Origin of the sequence: Gordonia gummivorans, assembly GCF_022513585.1 — a bacterium.
Lineage (GTDB): Bacteria > Actinomycetota > Actinomycetes > Mycobacteriales > Mycobacteriaceae > Gordonia.
Genome location: NZ_JAKWBF010000020.1, coordinates 19,966 through 37,474 on the forward strand (window position 1 = coordinate 19,966; position 17,509 = coordinate 37,474).

The window sequence follows — 17,509 nt, forward strand, 5'->3', positions numbered from 1 at the left end:
AACGGTAGTCGCGGGCCGCCTGACTGGTTCGCAAGAGCCCCGGAGAGGCGGACTAGTCCGCAGCGCAAGCCGCGAGCCGCCTGACTAGTTCGCCAAAATCCCGGAGAGGCGGAATGGAGGCGGTCCAGTTCTAGTGGAACTGGCCTTCTTCGGTGGAGCCCTTCAGAGCTGCAGTCGAGGTGTTGGGGTCCACGGTGGTGGCGATGCTGTCGAAGTAGCCGGCGCCGACCTCACGCTGGTGCTTGACGGCGGTGAAGCCACGCTCTTCGGCGGCCTTGAACTCGCGGTTCTGCAGGTCGACGAACGCGCTCATCTGCTCGCGTGCGTAACCGTAGGCGAGGTCGAACATGCCGTAGTTGAGCGAGTGGAAGCCGGCCAGGGTGATGAACTGGAAGGTGAAGCCCATGGCGCCGAGCTCGTTCTGGAACTTGGCGATGGTGCTGTCGTCGAGGTGCTTGCTCCAGTTGAAGGACGGGCTGCAGTTGTAGGACAGCAGCTGGTCCGGGAACTCGGACTTGACGGCCTCGGCGAACTTGCGGGCGAGCTCGAGATCGGGGGTGCCGGTCTCCATCCAGATCATGTCGGCGTACGGAGCGTAGGACTTCGCACGCGCGATGCACGGCTCGATGCCGTTCTTGACGTTGTAGTAGCCCTCGGCGGTGCGCTCACCGGTGATGAACGGCTTGTCGCGCTCGTCCACATCGGAGGTGATGAGGGTGGCGGCCTCGGCGTCGGTGCGCGCGATGACGACGGTGGGGACACCGGCGACGTCGGCGGCCAAGCGGGCCGAGTTCAGGGTGCGGACGTGCTGCTGGGTCGGGATGAGCACCTTGCCACCGAGGTGGCCGCACTTCTTCTCCGACGCGAGCTGATCTTCCCAGTGGGTACCGGCGGCACCCGCGGCGATCATGGCCTTCTGCAGTTCGTAGACGTTGAGGGCGCCACCGAAGCCGGCTTCACCGTCGGCGACGATCGGCACGAGCCAGTTGTCGACGGAGTCGTCACCCTCGACGCGCGAGATCTCGTCGGCGCGCAGGAGCGCGTTGTTGATGCGACGCACCACGTTCGGGACCGAGTTGGCCGGGTAGAGCGACTGGTCGGGGTAGGTGTGGCCGGAGAGGTTGGCGTCACCGGCGACCTGCCAGCCCGAGAGGTAGACGGCCTTGAGGCCTGCACGGACCTGCTGGACGGCCTGGTTACCGGTCAGCGCGCCGAGCGCGTTGATGTAGCTGCCGTCCTTCTGGTTCACGCCTTCCCACAGGATCTCGGCGCCACGGCGGGCGAGGGTGTTCTCCTCGACGACCGAACCCTGGAGCTGCGCCACCTGCTCGGCGGTGTAGTCACGCTTGACGTTGTCCCAGCGCGGGTTGCTGTCCCAGTCCTGCTGGATCTCCGCGGCGGTGCGGGGCTTTCCGACGTTGCTCATTGCCTACTTCGCTTTCGTTGTCCTGCTCCTCCCGACCGGTTCGGTCGGGACGACCCGGCGGGGCCGCCGGGTATCGGCTGACAGACATCCGACGGCGCGCTCGGGTCCGCGAGCCTTTCGGCTCAGGTGACTCAAAGCCGAACATTTGCGAAACCGACGGCATCCCTCGGTGGTGCCTGCACCTAGGGTGCCATAGGACAAACCTGCAGGTCCAATCGCTTTAGGATGCAAAAGTGGGCAAGTTTTTGACGCCGGTTTGCAAAGTTTGCAAATCTTGAGGTGTGAAGACATGGGCCCCGGACGCCAAAAAGTACGCGCGTACTGCGTTTTTCGCGATCGCGAAGCTACCCGCGAGTACCCATCGGCGTGCGGGACACCTGGACACCGCGTCGTCCATCGGGAGGTTGGTGTGAGCATTTTCACAAGGGCGACGGTATGTCCGTCGGCCCGAGTTCCCGACGATCACCGGTCGGAGTTGGTTACCTTCTGCAGCGCCTTGCCGAAGAGGTCGACAAAGCCGGCGTCGGAGAGGGGCGCGAGGCCCGGCGTCGGCGGGTTGGTTGCGCGGGATGCCTCGCCCGCGACGGTCAACTGCACGGTCACCTCTCCGGAGGACGCACGGTTGAGCAACGCGTACCCGGCGAAGCCGATCTGGGTGCGGACCCCGCGGTCGGGCAACGTGGTGGTGACCGTGGAGCGGACAAGCACGGCACGTTCACCCGAACGCAGACCACCGTCGATCGGCGGCACGGGCAGCGCGGTGTACTCGGTGACGATGCGGGTTCCCGCCAGGTTGCCCTTGGTGATGGTCGTCTCGGTCCGGGCACATCGCCCCGAGGTCGCAAAGAGATCGGCACCCAGGTCGCGCCGCTGCGTCGTCACGAGCTCCACCAGCCCCGTGTTGAGTCGACGAGCTGCCAGGACCGCCGAGTTGTCGGCGCGCAGTTGGTCGTTCAGCGTGGCGTCGGCCGTCGGCCGGCAGAAATCGGGCGCGAATCGCGCCGTCTTGGCGTCGTCGAAGGCAACGCGATTGCTCGCGGCCAGATCGGCAACCGAGAGCGGCGTGACCACAAAACCCGGAGGAAGATCCGACGGCGCGAGGAGCAGATCGGCCGGCGCCAATCGCCGGTCCGGCACATCGGCCGTCCGGCCGCAGCCGGCAACGACGACGAGAACAATCACGCACAGAAGGATCCGCACAATCGTCGTCCCCCTGAGCACCCGCACGCCGTCACCGTACCCTGAGAACACATCCGTATTTCGAGGGCAGGCACGATGACCAGGACCTACGTCGGATCACGGCTCCGACAGCTCCGCTCCGAACGGGGGCTGTCGCAGGTCGCCCTCGCCCAGGCGCTGTCCATATCACCGTCGTACCTCAATCAGATCGAACACGACGCTCGCCCCCTCACCGCCAAGGTGCTCACCAAGATCACCGAGGCCTTCGGCGTCGACGCGGGCTTCTTCGATTCCCAGGACGACGTTCGGCTCGTGGCCGAACTCCGCGAGGTCCTGCTCGACGACGACGTCGAAGCAGCATCAGGCACGCTCGACGCCCACGAGATCAGTTCGCTCGTCACGGCCCACCCGGAGATGGCGCAGGCGATGGTCAACCTGCACCGTCGTTACCGCGTGGCCACCGATCAGCTCGCCGCGGCCACCGACGAGCGCGGCGACCGCAGTATGCGTGGCACCATCACCGCGCCCCACGAGGAGGTTCGCGACTACTTCTCGCATCGCCGCAACTACATTCACGAACTCGACGTCGCCGCCGAGGACATGACCGCGCGCATGCGCATGCACTCGGCGGACATCCGACGCGAGATCACCAACCGGCTCGAGGCGCTGCACGGCGTCCGGATCGTGCGCCGCGTCGACCTCGGCGACTACACCCTGCACCGATACGACCCCGAGACCCGACGGCTCGAGTTCTCCGCCGCCTTGTCCGCCGGGCAGCGGACGTTCAAGCTCGCCACCGAACTCTGTTTGCTCGAGTACCGCGATCTCCTCGACGCGCTGATCGACGAGGGGAACTTCACAAGCGACGACGCCCGATCGCTCGCCATGCTCGGTCTGGCCAACTACTTCGCCGCCGCAGCCGTCCTGCCGTATACCCAATTCCATGGCGCTGCAGAGGATTTCCGGTACGACATCGAGCGGCTCTCGGCTTTCTACGCGGTGTCCTATGAAACGATCTGCCATCGACTCTCGACCCTGCAGCGGCCGAACCTTCGCGGTATCCCGTGGTCGTTCGTGCGCGTCGACCGTGCCGGGAACATGTCGAAACGACAGTCTGCCACCGGCTTTCACTTCTCGTCGAGCGGTGGCACCTGCCCGCTGTGGAACGTGTACGAGACCTTCGCGTCGCCCGGGAAGATCTCCACGCAGGTCGCCGAGATGCCCGACGGTCGTAACTACCTGTGGGTGGCGCGCACCGTGGAGCGACGCGCTGCGCGATACGGGCAGTCCGGCAAGACCTTCGCCATCGGCCTCGGATGCGAGCTGCGCCATGCCGGACGCGTCGTCTACTCCGACGGCCTCGAGATCGGGCCGCAGGCTCGGGTAACCCCGATCGGTGCGGGTTGTCGCGTGTGCGAACGGCTGAAGTGTCCACAGCGCGCCTTTCCTGCGCTGGGCGCACCCCTGCGGGTCCAGGAGCACCGCAGCACCGTGTCGCCGTACATGAACACCGAGATGGAGTGACGTACGTCACAATCCCGTAACGGTCGCCCGACTCAGTCGCGTGTCCCGGACGGTTGACCAGCAGATCGTCCTAGCCTCCGAGATGTGGGGCGATCGCGGGGATTTCCCACGTCAGAGGGGATTCCTCATGGTTGTGCACCGTGTTCTGAACACCATCTCAGCACGCCGTTCCGGAGCGCTGATCTCGACCTTTGCTGCCGTGCTGGCAGTTCCCCTGTTGGTGTCCGGCGCCGCGCCCGCGGCAGCCGACCCGCCCAACATGATCGGCGTTCCGCCACAGATTCCCCATGCGATCGACGGCACGGTGCCCGCTCCCCCGTACCCGCACCTGCGCCGCATTCCACAGCGGGCCGTGACACCCGGCATGAGTCGACGACTCCAGGAGCTGCGCGAAGCCGTCCTGCCCACTCCGACCGGCGATCCGTTCTTCGACAGGTGGGCACCCGACCTGGCGCAACGCCGACCGGGCGAGTTGCTGGCGACCCGCGACGTGACCTGGCCGGCCGGATTGCTGGTGACCGCACCGATTTCGTCGGCCCGCCAGATCAAGTTCGCCACCCGTGATGCCATCGGTCGCCCGTCCTTCGGGACAGCCACCATTCTGATTCCGAGGCAGGCATGGCAGGGTCGCGGTCCTCGACCCATCCTGGTCAACAACCTGCCCATAGACTCCCTCGGCGCGGCCTGCACCCCGGGTGCCACCCTCGCGCACGGCCTCGGTGCCGCAACGGGTTTCACCGACTTCTTTCCGCCCAGCTCACAACTCGCCCTCGCTCGCGGTTACTCGGTGATCGTGCCCGACCACCAGGGGCCGCGGATGGCCTATGCCGAACCCACCACCGCCGGCCATATCGTTCTCGACTCCCTGCGTGCGGCCGCCGCGTACAATCCGAAGCTGTTCGGGCGCAGCAGAATCGGCATCACCGGCTACTCGGGTGGCGCCATCGCCACCAACGGCGCCACCAAACTGGCTGCCGGCTACGCACCCGACGTCGCGCCCCGGATCGTCGGTGCGGCCCTCGGCGGCGTGCCCGCCGACTTCCGGATGCTCGTCGGCAGCATGAACGCCAATCTCGCGACCGGACTGTTCCACGCGGCGACCTTCGGCATCGCCCGCGAGCGACCGGAGATCCTCACCATGGCAAACCATGCGGCGCAATGGATTGCCAGTTCTCCGCTGAAGAACGTGTGCGTGCTACCGGCTGCCCTGGCCGGCCAGACGTTCATGCCCATGCAGTTGATGTCCAACGACCCCGACCCGTTCCGTTCCCCGGTGGCCGAGAACATCTACCGGGTCACCAAGATGTCCGACCGGAAATCCGTTGTGCCGCTTTATATCTACAACGGCACCTATGAATGGTGGATCCCCGCGGCAGGCGCCCGCAATCTCTTCCGCGAGCAGTGCCGCCTCGGCGCCACCGCCACCTACCGCGAGGTCTTCGCCGAACACCTCACCGGCATCATGGTCGGCTACCCGGACGCGATCACCTGGCTCGACGCACGGCTGCGTGGCATCCCCGCGCGGTCGACGTGCCGTCGGTGATGCGAAGCTTCTGCTGATCCACCTCCCTGCCGCTTACCGCTCCCTGAGGTGCGAGCTTGCGAGCCTCGAAGGGCATGGTGAGACAACAACGCAGCTGGCAGGAACCATCTTGGCCGAATGTCCGACAGGGCTGTCGTGCACCCGATCTCGGCACACTCTAGACTCCGGGCGGGGGCTGAGCACGGAGGAGTTGTCGATGCCGGGTCGACCCTGGTCGCGTCGTTGGAAGCTGCGCACGATCGTCACGACGGTCACGATCGTCGCACTGGCGACGACCACCGCCACCGCGGCGGCCGACCCGCCGAATCTCATGCCTGCACCGGGTCAACTGTCCCACGACATCGAGGACGCTGTGCCGGCGCCGAACATTCCGCGACTCGCCCGGATCCCGATGCGCGCGCAGACGCCCGGCGCCGACCGCGCACTCCAGGAGCTGCGCGAAGCAATCATGCCGTCGCCCACCGGCGACCGGTTCTTCGACGACTGGCCCGCAGACCTGGCGAGGTACCGCCCCGGCGCGATCATGTCCACACGCGACGTCGCACCCGTCGCCGCGCCTCTACTCGAGGTCCGGGTGCGCTATGCACGGCAGATCAAATTCCGCACCGTCGACGCTGCCGGCCGTCCGTTGTTCGCCACCGCCACACTGTTTGTGCCGCCGACCACGTGGACAGGTCGCGGCAAGCGTCCGGTCATGGTGAACAACCCACCGATCGTCGCACTGGGCACGCGCTGTACCACCGGATACACCTTCGCGCACGGGAAGACCGACGACACCAACAGCACCGACCTACGACCGGAGACGACGCAGGAATCGCTCAAACGCGGGTACGCGGTGATCGTCCCCGACCACACCGGTGCACGGATGGCGTATGCGGAGCCCTATGTCGCGGCGCATGTGGTTCTGGACGCGGTCCGGGCCGCAAGCGTCTACGACCCGAACAACTTCGGGTCCGGACCCCTGGTGATGCTCGGCTACTCCGGGGGCGCGATCGCCACCAACGCGACCGCGAAACTCGCGTCGTCGTATGCACCGGATGTGGCGAAGCGGTTCGTGGGTGCGGCAATTGGCGGTGTCCCGGCCGACTACCGTGCTTTGGCCGGTGCGATGAACGCGAACCTCGCGTCGGGCGTCTTCCACGCGGCGATCCTGGGAATAGCGCGTGAGCGGCCCGAGTTGCTGACGCTGGCCAACAATCTCGCCCGGCAACTCGCCACCAACGACTTCCTCAAGAATCTGTGCACCGGAACGATGGGCTATTTCGGCTTCACCTTCGGTGCCACCCAGATGCTGTCGACCGACCCGGACCCGTTCCGGACGCCGGCCGCCGAGCACGTCTTCGAGGTGACGGAGATGGCCGGCGACAAGGCCGCGATGCCGATCTTCATCTATCACGGCGCGCAGGAATGGTGGATTCCGGCGAGCCAGGCCCGATCACTGTTCGCCGAACAGTGTCGCCTCGACGTCGACGCCACCTACCGCGAATACCCTGGGGAACACATGACCACCGTTTTCGTCGCGTTCCGGGACGCGTTGGCCTGGCTCGACGCGCGGTTGCAGGGTGTTCCGGCGCAGTCGAACTGCCGGGGCTGAGGGGAACGTCGGCCACCCCACCCGTCGAGTCAGAAAACCAGCACGCGCACGTTCTCGGCGACGCACGCCGGCTTGTCGGCACCCTCGATCTCGACGACGTTCTTCACCACGACGTTGACTCCGGCCGGGGTCTCGTCGACCGAGGTGATGACCGCGTTGGCGCGGATGCGTGAACCCACGACGACCGGGTTGGGGAAGCGCACCTTGTTCAGTCCGTAGTTGATGACCAACTTGGGGCCCTCGACCGTGAAGATTCCGCCGGCCAGCATCGGCAACAAGGACAGCGTGAGGTAGCCGTGGGCGATCGGAGCGCCGAACGGACCCGACTTCGCGCGCTCGGGGTCGACGTGAATCCACTGGTGATCGCCGGTCGCGTCGGCAAACGCGTTGACCCGATCCTGCGTGATCTCGAGCCATTCGCCCGATCCGAGGTCCTCGCCGATCGCGGCGGTGAGTTCTTCGACGGATGTGAATGTGCGCGCCATTGCGTTCTCCATGTTTCGTGATCTGGGTCTCGTGGATGTCCGGCGTCGTAGTCTACCGTTGCGTCCATGAGCACCCCTCGCGTCACTCCGGGAGAATTCTGGGATCTGGGACCCATCAACTGGGTCTTCGCGCGCGGCGCGGCCCGCGTGATCGGCGTCGACAACGCCCGCATATTCTCGACACTGGGCCGCACCCGCGGTGTGTTCCGTGCCTGGCTGCACTACTCGGGACGCCTGATGCCGTTCGGCACCTTGTCGCGCAAGGAATCCGAGATGATCATCATCCGCGTCGCACACTTGCGCAAGTGCGACTACGAACTCGATCATCACCGTCGCCTGGGACGCCGTGCGGGCATCGACGACGCGATGTTCGCCCAGATCCTCGCCGGGCCCGGCGACGCGGGCTGGGGAGATCGGGAACGCGCGATGCTGCGGGCGGTCGACGAGCTGATCGAGAATCAGGACATCTCCGACACCGCGTGGTCGGCGCTTACGCGCCACCTCGATGATCGCCGGCTGATCGCGTTCGTCCTGCTGGCCGGACAGTACGACACGCTCGCCACGACCATCCACACGTTGCGCATCCAGCGCGACACCCGGGTCTGACATGGAGTCCTTGAGCCAGCGGTTCATGCAGAACCCACTCTTTGCCCAAGTCTACGAACATCTTTGGCGCCCGACGTTCACCCGGCTGTTCAGCTTCGGCGGCACCGCGACCGAAGACTACGACCGCGCCCTGCAGGCCTACCTGTGCCGTCCCGGTGAGCGCCTGGTCCTCGACGTCGCCTGCGGCCCAGGAAATTACACCCGACGCATCGCCGACGGCCTCACCGGCGACGGACGGTGCATCGGCATCGACTACTCCGCCCCCATGCTCACGCAGGCAGCACGCACCAACACCACCGAGAAGACCGGGTACGTGCGTGGTGACGCACACGCGATGCCGTTCGCCGACAACACCTTCGACACGGTGACCTGCCTCGCGGCGCTCTACCTGATCCCCGACCCCCTGCCCGTGCTCGATGAGCTCGCCCGGGTGACCAAGCCGGGCGGCGAGGTCATCATCTTCACCTCCGTGGTCACCAGGGTCAGCGCGCTGCCCGGGGTCCGCGAAGCGGCCGGCGCGACCGGCTACCGGATCTTCGATCGCCACGAGATCGTCGACGGATTGCGCAACGCCGGACTCGACGACGTCGAGCAGACCATCACCGGCCAGGGTCAGTACGTTATCGGCGTCAAACCCTGATCCGACGAAGTCGTGTCCCTCTGTTGACCTGGGCCAATGCGTCGACCGCCGCCCTCCACCTGGTGGTTGAGTAGGACGAGGCGCCAGCCGAGTCCGTATCGAAACCACGTAAGCCGAGAATGTCGGCGACCACGGGGTGCGGACATGGAAGTCTCACCGGATTTCGATACGGCTCGCCCCGAGGGGCTCGCCTACTCAATCAGCACGGGTAGCGAGGAGATATCGACACCTATCAGCAGGCAGCCAGAATTGTCGACCATTTGGAGTAGAGCTATCCTCTAAATAGCCGATCCCGAGGAGTAGTGATGTCCGGTCAGCAGGCCAGCCACGATGAACTGCCGTTTGCCGCACGCAAGACCGAGGACATGCCCGGTCACTGGTTGCTGGCACGACTGGGCAAGCTGGTGCTGCGGCCCGGTGGTCGTGAGCTCACCGAGCAACTGCTCGACGACGCCGAGTTGAGCGACGCCGACGTCCTCGAGATCGCGCCGGGTCTCGGCAAGACCGCACGGTCCATCATCGATCGAAACCCGAAAACCTATGTGGGCGTCGAATCCGACTCTGCGGCCGCCGGGCTCACCGAGGACGTCGTCGGCGATCGTGGGCGCGTCATCCCCGGCGACGCCGCGGCAACCGGACTCGACGCCGACAGCGTCGTCGTAGCGATCGGCGAGGCGATGCTGACGATGCAATCGGACCGGGCCAAGGCCGACATCGTTGCCGAGGCCTTCCGCGTGCTGCGGCCCGGCGGACGCTACGCCATCCACGAACTCGCACTCCATCCCGACACCCTGCCCGACGAGGCGAAGACCGAGATCCGCAAACAACTCGCGCGCTCGATCAAGGTCAACGCCCGACCGCTCACCGAGCAGGAATGGCGAAAGCTGTTGACCGACGCCGGTTTCGAGATCGCGAAGGTAGGCTTCGCCAAGATGGCGCTGTTGCAGCCGCGGCGCGTGCTCGCCGACGAGGGGCCGCTGCGAACGCTCAAGTTCGTCGCAACGTGCTGCGCGACAAGGACGCACGCAGCCGCGTCCTCGGCATGCGCGCCACGTTCACCAAGTATCGGGACCAACTCGCGGCCATCGAGGTCATTGCCGTGAAACCGAACCAGTCATGAGCCCCGCACACACCCGCACGTCGACCACCGTGACAGGTCTCGCCGACCTGACCGGCGACGGCACCGGCCCGCGACCCGACATCACCGCGATGGCCCGCGCCACCGGCGTGAACATCCTCCGCCTGTCGTTTCGGGCGGGGCAGTCGATGGCCGATCATCGGGCCGGACGCCCCATCCTGGTGCTCGGACAAGTCGGCGAGGTGCAGTTCACGATCGGCGACGAGAACGTGACAGTGCGCCCGGGCTCGGCCGTCCACGTCGAGACCGGCGTCACCCATGCGCTCACCGCTGTCACCGACGCCGTCGTCACCCTGCTCATCCTCGAAGACGTAGCCGAGACCGGATGAGCGCAAGCCCGTAAAGTCCTGGACACAGCCCAGATTCACCCCAGGAGCAGCCCATGCCCGCATCCCGTTCGCGCGACAACGCGCAACGCGACAAGGTGCTCGCCATCCTTGCCGATCGCGGCGCGCCGGTGGATGCGCGCGAGGTCGCCGACGCCCTCGACATCCACGTGACCACCGCGCGTTTCCATCTGAACAAACTCGTGTCCGACGACGCCGCGTCGACCGTCGAACTACGCTCGACGACCGCCGGCCGACCCCGGATCGGCTATCGGGCCGTGTCCGCGCCACCGGTCGACGACCTCATCGGACACTTGCTGGCACAACTCGGTTCCACCTCGGCCGCACGAGAACACGCCGCCGCCGACGCCGGCCGCGTGTGGGCCGACGTCAACGCGCTGTCTCGCCTCAACCCACCGTCGCATGCCGATGTGGCACTGCCGGATCCGATCACGGTCGCGGTCGAGACCCTGACCGCTCTCGGATTCCGCGTGTCCATCGTCATGAGCGCGTTCGGCACCCACGAACTCCGCATCTGCTCCTGCCCCCTCAAGGACATCGGGCGCCATCATCCCGAAGTCGCGCGCGGGGTGGCCCGCGGCGTCATCGAACAGACCCTGGCGTCGAGTTCTGCCGCCTTGGCGTCGCAGTACCTGGTCGACGTCGTACCCGATCCCGCGGGCGACTGCGAGATCACCCTTCGGCTGTCGCGGGTGCGCGCGACAGAACCCGCGGCGACGGATGTCACACAGCGATAAGGGTTGCCTCATATTTAGAGGATTAGATTCCTTTTTATGTCCACATTCCGCACCGCCCTGATCGCCGTCGTCGCCCTGATGCTCGCCATCACCGGAGTCCTGGTCGCCGGCGGACCCGCACAAGCCAAGACCTTCCCGCCGAACTTCAAGGTCACCACCGACCGCCCCACCCTGGCCGACCTCAACGACATCGTCGAATTCCTGGTCGAAACACCGGCGTCCGACCAGGCCAAGGCCGCCAACGTGGAAGGCGGGATGAACGCCGTCGTCGTTCCCAAGACCGTCTACAGCCTCGGCTTGTTCCGAGCGCCCCGCGGCTGGAACGAGGTCACCGGACCGCTCGTCCAGCGCGGCAACAGCGTCACCGCGACCCTGAACAGCGGCTCCGTCGGCCGCCCCACCATCATGATGACCGTCGAGTTCAAGAAGCTCGACGGCAACTGGAAGCTGTCGGCGAACTCCCTGTGCCAGGGCGTCAAGACAGTGGGCCTCAACATCTACTGCAACCGCTGAGGCGCTCGGCCACGAGAATGATCGAGATCGATCGCCTGACGGTCCGCCTCGGTGGGCAGACCGTCCTCGACGAGGTGTCGGCAACCGTGCGCCCGGGAGAACTCGTGTATCTCCTGGGCCGCAACGGCGCCGGAAAGTCCACCCTGCTGCGCACCGTCTCCGGCATCACCCGGCCCGACGGCGGCACGGCCAGGGTCAACGGCAGATACCTTGCGCGGCAGTGTCGTCCGCTCACGGAGGTCGGCATCCACCTCGGCGCCGATGCCCATCATCCCGGCCACACCGCGCGACGCCATCTGCACGGGCTCGCCGACGCGGGCGGAGTCGATCGGCGCCGGGCCGACGAACTCCTCGACAAGGTGGGGCTGGCAGAGTCCGCGACGCGACGCGTCTCCGACTTCTCTCTCGGCATGACGCAGCGTCTCGGGTTGGCGGCCGCACTCCTCGGCGACGCACCGACGATCCTGCTCGACGAGCCGGTCAACGGCCTCGACATCGACGGAATCCGTTGGCTGCGCAATCTTTTGCGCGAGCTCACCGCCGAGGGCCGCTGCCTGCTCACCGCATCGCACCTCATGGACGAAGTGGCCCGGACCGGCGATCGGGTGATCGTCCTCGACCGTGGACGGATCATCGCCGACGCAGGTGTCGACGACTTCGTCGTCGGGCACGCCTCTCTCGAAGACGCGTATGTCGCGGCGGTCGGCGGTACGACGCATGGCCACTGATCGTTTGCGCTGCGCCACTGGCCAACTCGGACGCGCAGTACGTGCGGAGATCACCCGATCCGGCGGCCGCCGAAGCATCCTGCTCTTCGGCGCCATCCCGGCTGCCGTGCTGCTCCCGCTGATCATCACGCTGGGAGTGGCGATGGTGAGCGAGCGCTTCGCGTCGATCTCGAGCACCATCCAGGTCACGTCGGTGGCGACCACCAACTCGGTTTACTGGGTCATCACCTTCACCGTGATCGCCTGGGCGGTGATTGCGACGTTCGCGCAGGCCACCGGCGAGCGCGGCGCGGTGGGCGAGATGTCGCGCTACCTGTATCCGCGGTCGGCCACGGCTGCGCTGGTCCGGTGGATCGTTTACGGAGCGTGGGCTGCACTCTGCTCGGCGCTCTTGGTATCTGCGGTGATGTTGTTGCTGCCCAACGTCTTTCCCCGCGTTTACGCTGGCGTCGACATCGCCTCTGCGGCAGGTGTGCGATTCATCGTGACCGTGCCGATCTACGGCGTGTTCGCCGTCGGCATCGGGGTGGGACTCGCCGCGATCGTCGGGCACCCGGCCACCTCGGTCGCGATTCTTCTCGGCTGGACCTACATCGTCGAGAATGCGATCAGCCTCATCCCGAACGGCTACACGCTGCAGTCGTACATGCCCTTCCTCAACGGCGTCTACGCCACCGGACAGGAACTCGCGTTCCTGCCGCCGTGGGGCGTCGACGGCGCACTGGCATACGTCGCGGCGATTGCCACGGCCGTCTTCGTCCTCGGATGCGGCGTGCTCACGCTGCGTCGGCGCTGACGCAACGTCCATTCGCACACCTGAACGACACACGCCACCCTCGACACGGCGATACTGTACGGAAGCGGCCCAACTCAGATCGACGCCGCAGCGAGGAGGGTGAGCGATGTCGGCGGACGCCGGGACCTCGCCTCGCGCCGTCTCGGTGAGGATGTCGGGTACGGTCCGCGTGGAGGTCGACGGCGAGCGCGCGGAGATCAAGTCACGTCGCGAACGAGCGGTGCTTGCGCGACTCGTCGCCGCGAACGGACATGTGGTGTCCACCGATCGCCTCATCGACGACCTCTGGAACGGCGAGCCGCCGCCGAAAGCGCTCGCCGGGCTGCAGGTGCACATTTCCAATCTCCGTCGCATCCTGGAACCCGACCGAGCACCGCGGACGCCCGCGCGCATCCTGATCAGCGAAGCACCGGGATACGCGCTGCGGCTGTCCCGGTCGGCGGTGGATCTGTGGCAGTTCGACGATGTCGTCGCCAGTCAGAACGACGACGCACGCGAGCGATTGGCGCAGCTCGACGCCGCGCTCGCCCTCTGGCAGGGCGAACCATACGGCGCGCACGCCGCCGATGACTGGGCCCGCGGTGAAGTCGCTCGTCTCGGCGAGCTCCACCTGGCCGCCATCGAGCAACGTGCCTCCGCCGCACTCGAACTCGGCCGCGCCGCGGACGTTGCAGCGACGCTTCCCTCTCTGTGTGGCACCCACCCCACCCGCGAAGAGCTCTTCCGTCTGCTGGCGCTCGCCCAGTACCGGCTGGGCCGGCAGGCCGACGCCCTGGAAACACTTCGGACGGTCCGGCTGTTTCTCTCCGACGAACTCGGCGTCGACCCGACGCCGGCGCTGCGTGATCTGGAAAGCGCCATCCTGCAGCATGATCCGAACCTCGGGGGTTCCACGACGCTCGCTTCGGCGGCACCGCCGAGCAGACCCACTGTCCTGCCCACACCGACCGCTTCATACACCGAGTTCGCCGGACGCGAAGCGGAGTTGGAGAAGCTCACGACGCATGCAGATACCGCGCGTCACACCGGTTTACGCATGGTGTGGATCACCGCCGAGGCCGGAGGCGGGAAGTCGACACTGGCTCGTGGACTGGTCAATCGGCTTGGCGCCCAAGGATGGACGACCGCCATCGGACACTGCCCCGAGGTCGACGGTGCGCCCACCGCGTGGGCATGGCGCGAGATCGTGGAGGCCCTGGGCCAGGGTCCGGCCGCTGATGACCCCTTCGCCATCGCGCGCCAGGTGACCGCGGCGACCGAAGCACTCACCGACACCGGAGCGCTCCTCGTCCTCGACAACGTGCACCGCGCCGACAGCGCCACACTTCAGATCCTGCGTCAGACGATGACCTGGCTGGCCGAACACCCGATCCTGGTGGTGGCGACCTATCGGGCATCCGAGGCCGGGGTCGAATTGCTCGCCACCGGTGCGGCACTCATCGCCATCACCGCCGATCAGCTCACGCTTGCCGGGCTCTCCGACATAGGCATCCGTCAGCTGGCCGCCGACGCCGGCCTCGATCCCATCGACGACACCACGGTGGCACTGTTGCGCTCACGCACCGACGGAAATCCGTTGTTCGTCAAGGAATTGGCCAAGCTGGTTGCCTCCCGTGGACCGCGGGAGGCGCAGCGAGCAATTCCCAGTGGGGTGCGCGAGGTGCTGCTGAGTCGGGTCGAACGTCTGCCCGAGGACGCGGTCTCGGTGATGCGGCTGGCCGCCGTGTGCGGACGCGAGTCCGAGATCGACACCCTCGTCGCGCTGTGGCCCGACGATTCCGAGGACGCCGTGCTCGACGCCATCGACTCCGCGGTGGTGGCCGGACTGCTGACCGCCGCCGGTGACCGGGTGCGGTTCAACCACGTGCTCATGCACGACGCGATCCACGACAGCATCCCGTCCTTGCGGCGGCGCAGGCTACATTGGCGGGTCTTTGAAATCCTCGAGACGATCCCCCGAACCGGAGCTGACGAGTTGGCCTATCACGCCGCGCTCGGCGCCGGCCCCACGACCGTGCCCCGGGCGCTGGAGATCGTGGAATCGGCTGCCCGGGAGCGGTTCACCCTGTCTGCCGATGCTGTCGGGTTGTGGCGCGATGCCGTCGACCTGCACACCATGGCCGGCCACGGCAGCGTCGAGGCCGCCGACCCGGATCGCACCGCGACGGTACACGCACTGTGCGAACTGGTGACCGCACTCGCCCATGCCGGCGAGATCGGCGAGGCACGCGCGCGACGAGAACAGGCACTGACGCTGGCTCGCACGGTCGGCGACAGATCGCTGGAACTGGCCGTGCTCATCTCCTGGCGGACACCGTCGATCTGGACCACACGTCCCGACCGACTGCTCGACCCGATCATCAGTCAGGCCGTGCGAGATATGCTGCCGCACACCGAAGGCGTCGACCGCGCCCGCCTTCTCGTCACGGCGGTCGCCGAGTTCGAAGGCAACGAGGAACGTTACGCCGCTGCCTGTTCGCGCGAGGCCGTCGAGATCGCGCGGGCCTCCGGCGACCCCGAATTGCTCTGTGCAGCACTGAATGCGCGCGTTCACACGGCCACCGGACCCGACGATCGCGAGGAGCTGTTACCGGCGGCGATCGAGTTCGTGGAGACCGCCGAGTCGGCAGGCATCGTCGACTACACGGCCGTCGCCCACTTCTTCATGGCGATCACGCGAGCCGGTCGGGGCGAGATCGCCGCCGCCCATGCCGAGATGCGTACGGCGCTGCAGACCGCGACGAGCGGCAAAGTCGCCGAGTTGGTGATTGTGCAGGCCACCTTCGGCGCCGCCCTTGATACCCTCCGCGGCAATCTGGACAAGGCAGAACAGCCCTATCAGGCGATCGCCTGGCAGCTCCGGGCCGCCGGAAATCCCGCCGAGGAGCAGTTCGAACTGATCGGGGCGCTCTGCGTCGGGTTCAATCGTGGCTCGATCGGCCATCTGGTCGACGGTATTCAACAGATATACGACACCGCGCCAGAGTCGGTCGCCTGGGTTTATGCCGCGGCCCTCATCGACGCCGGGCGGGAAACCGAGGCCCGTGCGGTCGCCGAGATCGGGTATCGCACTGTGCGCGATTACTATTGGAGTGCGCTCGAGGCGTTCCATGCAGACACCCTGGTCCGTCTGCAGATGGCCGAGCCTGCCGCCGCACTCTACGACGAACTCCGGCGGTGGAGTGGGACCGTGGCCGGATTGAACTCCGGCAGCATCGTATTCGGCTACATGGACGACCATCTCGCCCGACTCGCAGATCTCATCGGCGACTCCGCCGCGGCGGCACACCATCGGGAGGTGGCCGCCACGGTGCGGGCCGATCTCCTGCGCCAGCTCGACGAGATCGGCTGACCTGTAGTCGCGTGTCAGAGAGATCGGTAGTCGCGCACCGACATCCGGTGCCCGTGTCGTTCCGGCATGGTGCCGTGCAGCTCGCACAGTCGAACCACCCGACCACGTTGTCCGGCGTAGGGTTCGAGGAGCTCGAGCATGCCGTCGTCGTCGACCGGTTCACCGATGAGTGTCTGGCCCACCAGTGACGGGATGTGATAGTCACCCACCGGCACGGCGTCGGCGTCGCCGACGGCGCGCATCCGTACCTCCGCCTCGGTCCACGGGCCCACACCCCGCAAGACGGTCAGTCTGTCGGCGTGCCGTTCGACGTCGATCGACGTCGCACCGCGAATCGTCCGCATCCGCACCGGTTCGGCCCCGCTGCGATGCCACTCCCAGCTCGGGATCTGCGCCCAGACCGACGGCGGAGGCGGGACCCGCATCCGATCAGGAACCGGCCCCGGAGCCCGATCACCGTAGCGCCGCAGCAGGTATCGCCAGGCCCGCCACGCCTCGCGTCCCACAACCTTTTGCTCGAGTATCGCCGGCACCAACGCCTCCCATACCCGATCGGTGCGGCCCATCCGCAAACCCTCGGATCGCGCAACCAGTTGCGCCACAACCTGATCGCGAGGCGCGAGCGCTTCCGGGGTATCACGCGCCCCGAGAAGATCCGGCATCCGATCGAGCAGCCACGACGCCCCCGGCCCCCATGCGCGACCGATCACCGAGGTCGCATCGGATCGAACCGTCAACGTGCCCGGTCCGTCGGGAGTGTGCACACACCGCCAGATCGATCCGTCGCGCGCGTACGTGAACGCCGGGTCGCCGCTTCCGCGACGATGCAGTCCGACGGTGGCTCGGATGTTCAACGGCCACGGCGGATTCCACTCACGGTGGTACATCATCCGATGGCTGA

At 66.8% G+C, this 17,509-nt stretch carries 15 protein-coding genes and 1 pseudogene; 12 read left to right on the forward strand and 4 right to left on the reverse strand.

Annotated elements, in window-relative coordinates:
* Positions 1 to 130: 130 nt before the first annotated feature.
* Together aceA and MKW15_RS15300 are read right to left on the reverse strand one after the other, a co-directional pair.
* Complete coding sequence (gene aceA, locus MKW15_RS15295) at positions 131 to 1,426, reverse strand: isocitrate lyase (protein ID WP_240859749.1); 1,296 nt, start codon at positions 1,424 to 1,426, stop codon at positions 131 to 133.
* A gap of 462 nt (positions 1,427 to 1,888) precedes the next feature.
* Positions 1,889 to 2,608, reverse strand: coding sequence for a hypothetical protein (locus MKW15_RS15300; protein WP_240859751.1), 720 nt, complete (start codon positions 2,606 to 2,608; stop codon positions 1,889 to 1,891).
* Between the two features lie 93 nt (positions 2,609 to 2,701).
* Here MKW15_RS15300 and ramB point away from each other — a divergent pair, with 93 nt between their 5' ends.
* The 3 genes from ramB to MKW15_RS15315 all read left to right on the forward strand — a co-directional run bounded on the left by ramB (position 2,702) and on the right by MKW15_RS15315 (position 7,266).
* Positions 2,702 to 4,129 carry an acetate metabolism transcriptional regulator RamB gene (ramB, locus tag MKW15_RS15305; RefSeq protein WP_240859757.1) on the forward strand — a complete coding sequence of 476 codons (1,428 nt, stop codon included), beginning with the start codon at positions 2,702 to 2,704 and terminating at the stop codon, positions 4,127 to 4,129.
* A gap of 127 nt (positions 4,130 to 4,256) precedes the next feature.
* Positions 4,257 to 5,672, forward strand: coding sequence for a lipase family protein (locus MKW15_RS15310; RefSeq protein ID WP_374247266.1), 1,416 nt, complete (start codon positions 4,257 to 4,259; stop codon positions 5,670 to 5,672).
* 196 nt (positions 5,673 to 5,868) lie between these two features.
* Positions 5,869 to 7,266: a lipase family protein gene (locus tag MKW15_RS15315; protein WP_240859758.1), complete on the forward strand. Its 1,398-nt coding sequence runs from the start codon at positions 5,869 to 5,871 to the stop codon at positions 7,264 to 7,266.
* Positions 7,267 to 7,295: 29 nt separating this feature from the next.
* Here MKW15_RS15315 and MKW15_RS15320 read toward each other — a convergent pair whose 3' ends face one another.
* Positions 7,296 to 7,751 carry a MaoC family dehydratase gene (locus tag MKW15_RS15320; protein WP_374247269.1) on the reverse strand — a complete coding sequence of 152 codons (456 nt, stop codon included), beginning with the start codon at positions 7,749 to 7,751 and terminating at the stop codon, positions 7,296 to 7,298.
* 66 nt (positions 7,752 to 7,817) lie between these two features.
* Here MKW15_RS15320 and MKW15_RS15325 point away from each other — a divergent pair, with 66 nt between their 5' ends.
* The 9 genes and pseudogenes from MKW15_RS15325 to MKW15_RS15365 all read left to right on the forward strand — a co-directional run bounded on the left by MKW15_RS15325 (position 7,818) and on the right by MKW15_RS15365 (position 16,608).
* Positions 7,818 to 8,357 (forward strand): carboxymuconolactone decarboxylase family protein, encoded by a 540-nt coding sequence (locus tag MKW15_RS15325; protein WP_240859760.1) that lies wholly within the window; start codon positions 7,818 to 7,820, stop codon positions 8,355 to 8,357.
* Position 8,358: 1 nt separating this feature from the next.
* Entirely contained in the window at positions 8,359 to 8,997 is a 639-nt protein-coding gene (locus tag MKW15_RS15330; protein WP_240859761.1) for a class I SAM-dependent methyltransferase, read from the forward strand.
* 305 nt (positions 8,998 to 9,302) lie between these two features.
* Positions 9,303 to 10,117 (forward strand): annotated as a pseudogene (locus MKW15_RS15335) (class I SAM-dependent methyltransferase).
* On the forward strand, positions 10,114 to 10,464 hold the full coding sequence (locus MKW15_RS15340) for a cupin domain-containing protein (protein ID WP_240859763.1): 351 nt from the start codon (positions 10,114 to 10,116) through the stop codon (positions 10,462 to 10,464). Before MKW15_RS15335 ends, MKW15_RS15340 begins: the two are co-directional and overlap by 4 nt.
* A gap of 53 nt (positions 10,465 to 10,517) precedes the next feature.
* A complete protein-coding gene (locus MKW15_RS15345) occupies positions 10,518 to 11,219 on the forward strand; it encodes a helix-turn-helix domain-containing protein (protein ID WP_240859765.1) in 702 nt (233 codons plus the stop codon).
* A gap of 36 nt (positions 11,220 to 11,255) precedes the next feature.
* Positions 11,256 to 11,732 carry a hypothetical protein gene (locus tag MKW15_RS15350; RefSeq protein WP_240859767.1) on the forward strand — a complete coding sequence of 159 codons (477 nt, stop codon included), beginning with the start codon at positions 11,256 to 11,258 and terminating at the stop codon, positions 11,730 to 11,732.
* Positions 11,733 to 11,749: 17 nt separating this feature from the next.
* Positions 11,750 to 12,460, forward strand: coding sequence for an ABC transporter ATP-binding protein (locus MKW15_RS15355; RefSeq protein WP_240859772.1), 711 nt, complete (start codon positions 11,750 to 11,752; stop codon positions 12,458 to 12,460).
* The gene (locus tag MKW15_RS15360; RefSeq protein WP_240859774.1) at positions 12,450 to 13,256 is read left to right on the forward strand and encodes an ABC transporter permease; all 807 of its coding nucleotides are present in this window, start codon (positions 12,450 to 12,452) and stop codon (positions 13,254 to 13,256) included. The genes MKW15_RS15355 and MKW15_RS15360 overlap by 11 nt, the downstream gene beginning before the upstream one ends.
* Before the next feature lie 106 nt (positions 13,257 to 13,362).
* The gene (locus tag MKW15_RS15365) at positions 13,363 to 16,608 is read left to right on the forward strand and encodes a BTAD domain-containing putative transcriptional regulator (RefSeq protein WP_240859776.1); all 3,246 of its coding nucleotides are present in this window, start codon (positions 13,363 to 13,365) and stop codon (positions 16,606 to 16,608) included.
* A 14-nt stretch (positions 16,609 to 16,622) separates the two neighbouring features.
* Here MKW15_RS15365 and MKW15_RS15370 read toward each other — a convergent pair whose 3' ends face one another.
* Positions 16,623 to 17,495 carry a DNA-3-methyladenine glycosylase family protein gene (locus tag MKW15_RS15370; protein ID WP_240859778.1) on the reverse strand — a complete coding sequence of 291 codons (873 nt, stop codon included), beginning with the start codon at positions 17,493 to 17,495 and terminating at the stop codon, positions 16,623 to 16,625.
* Positions 17,496 to 17,509: the final 14 nt, after the last annotated feature.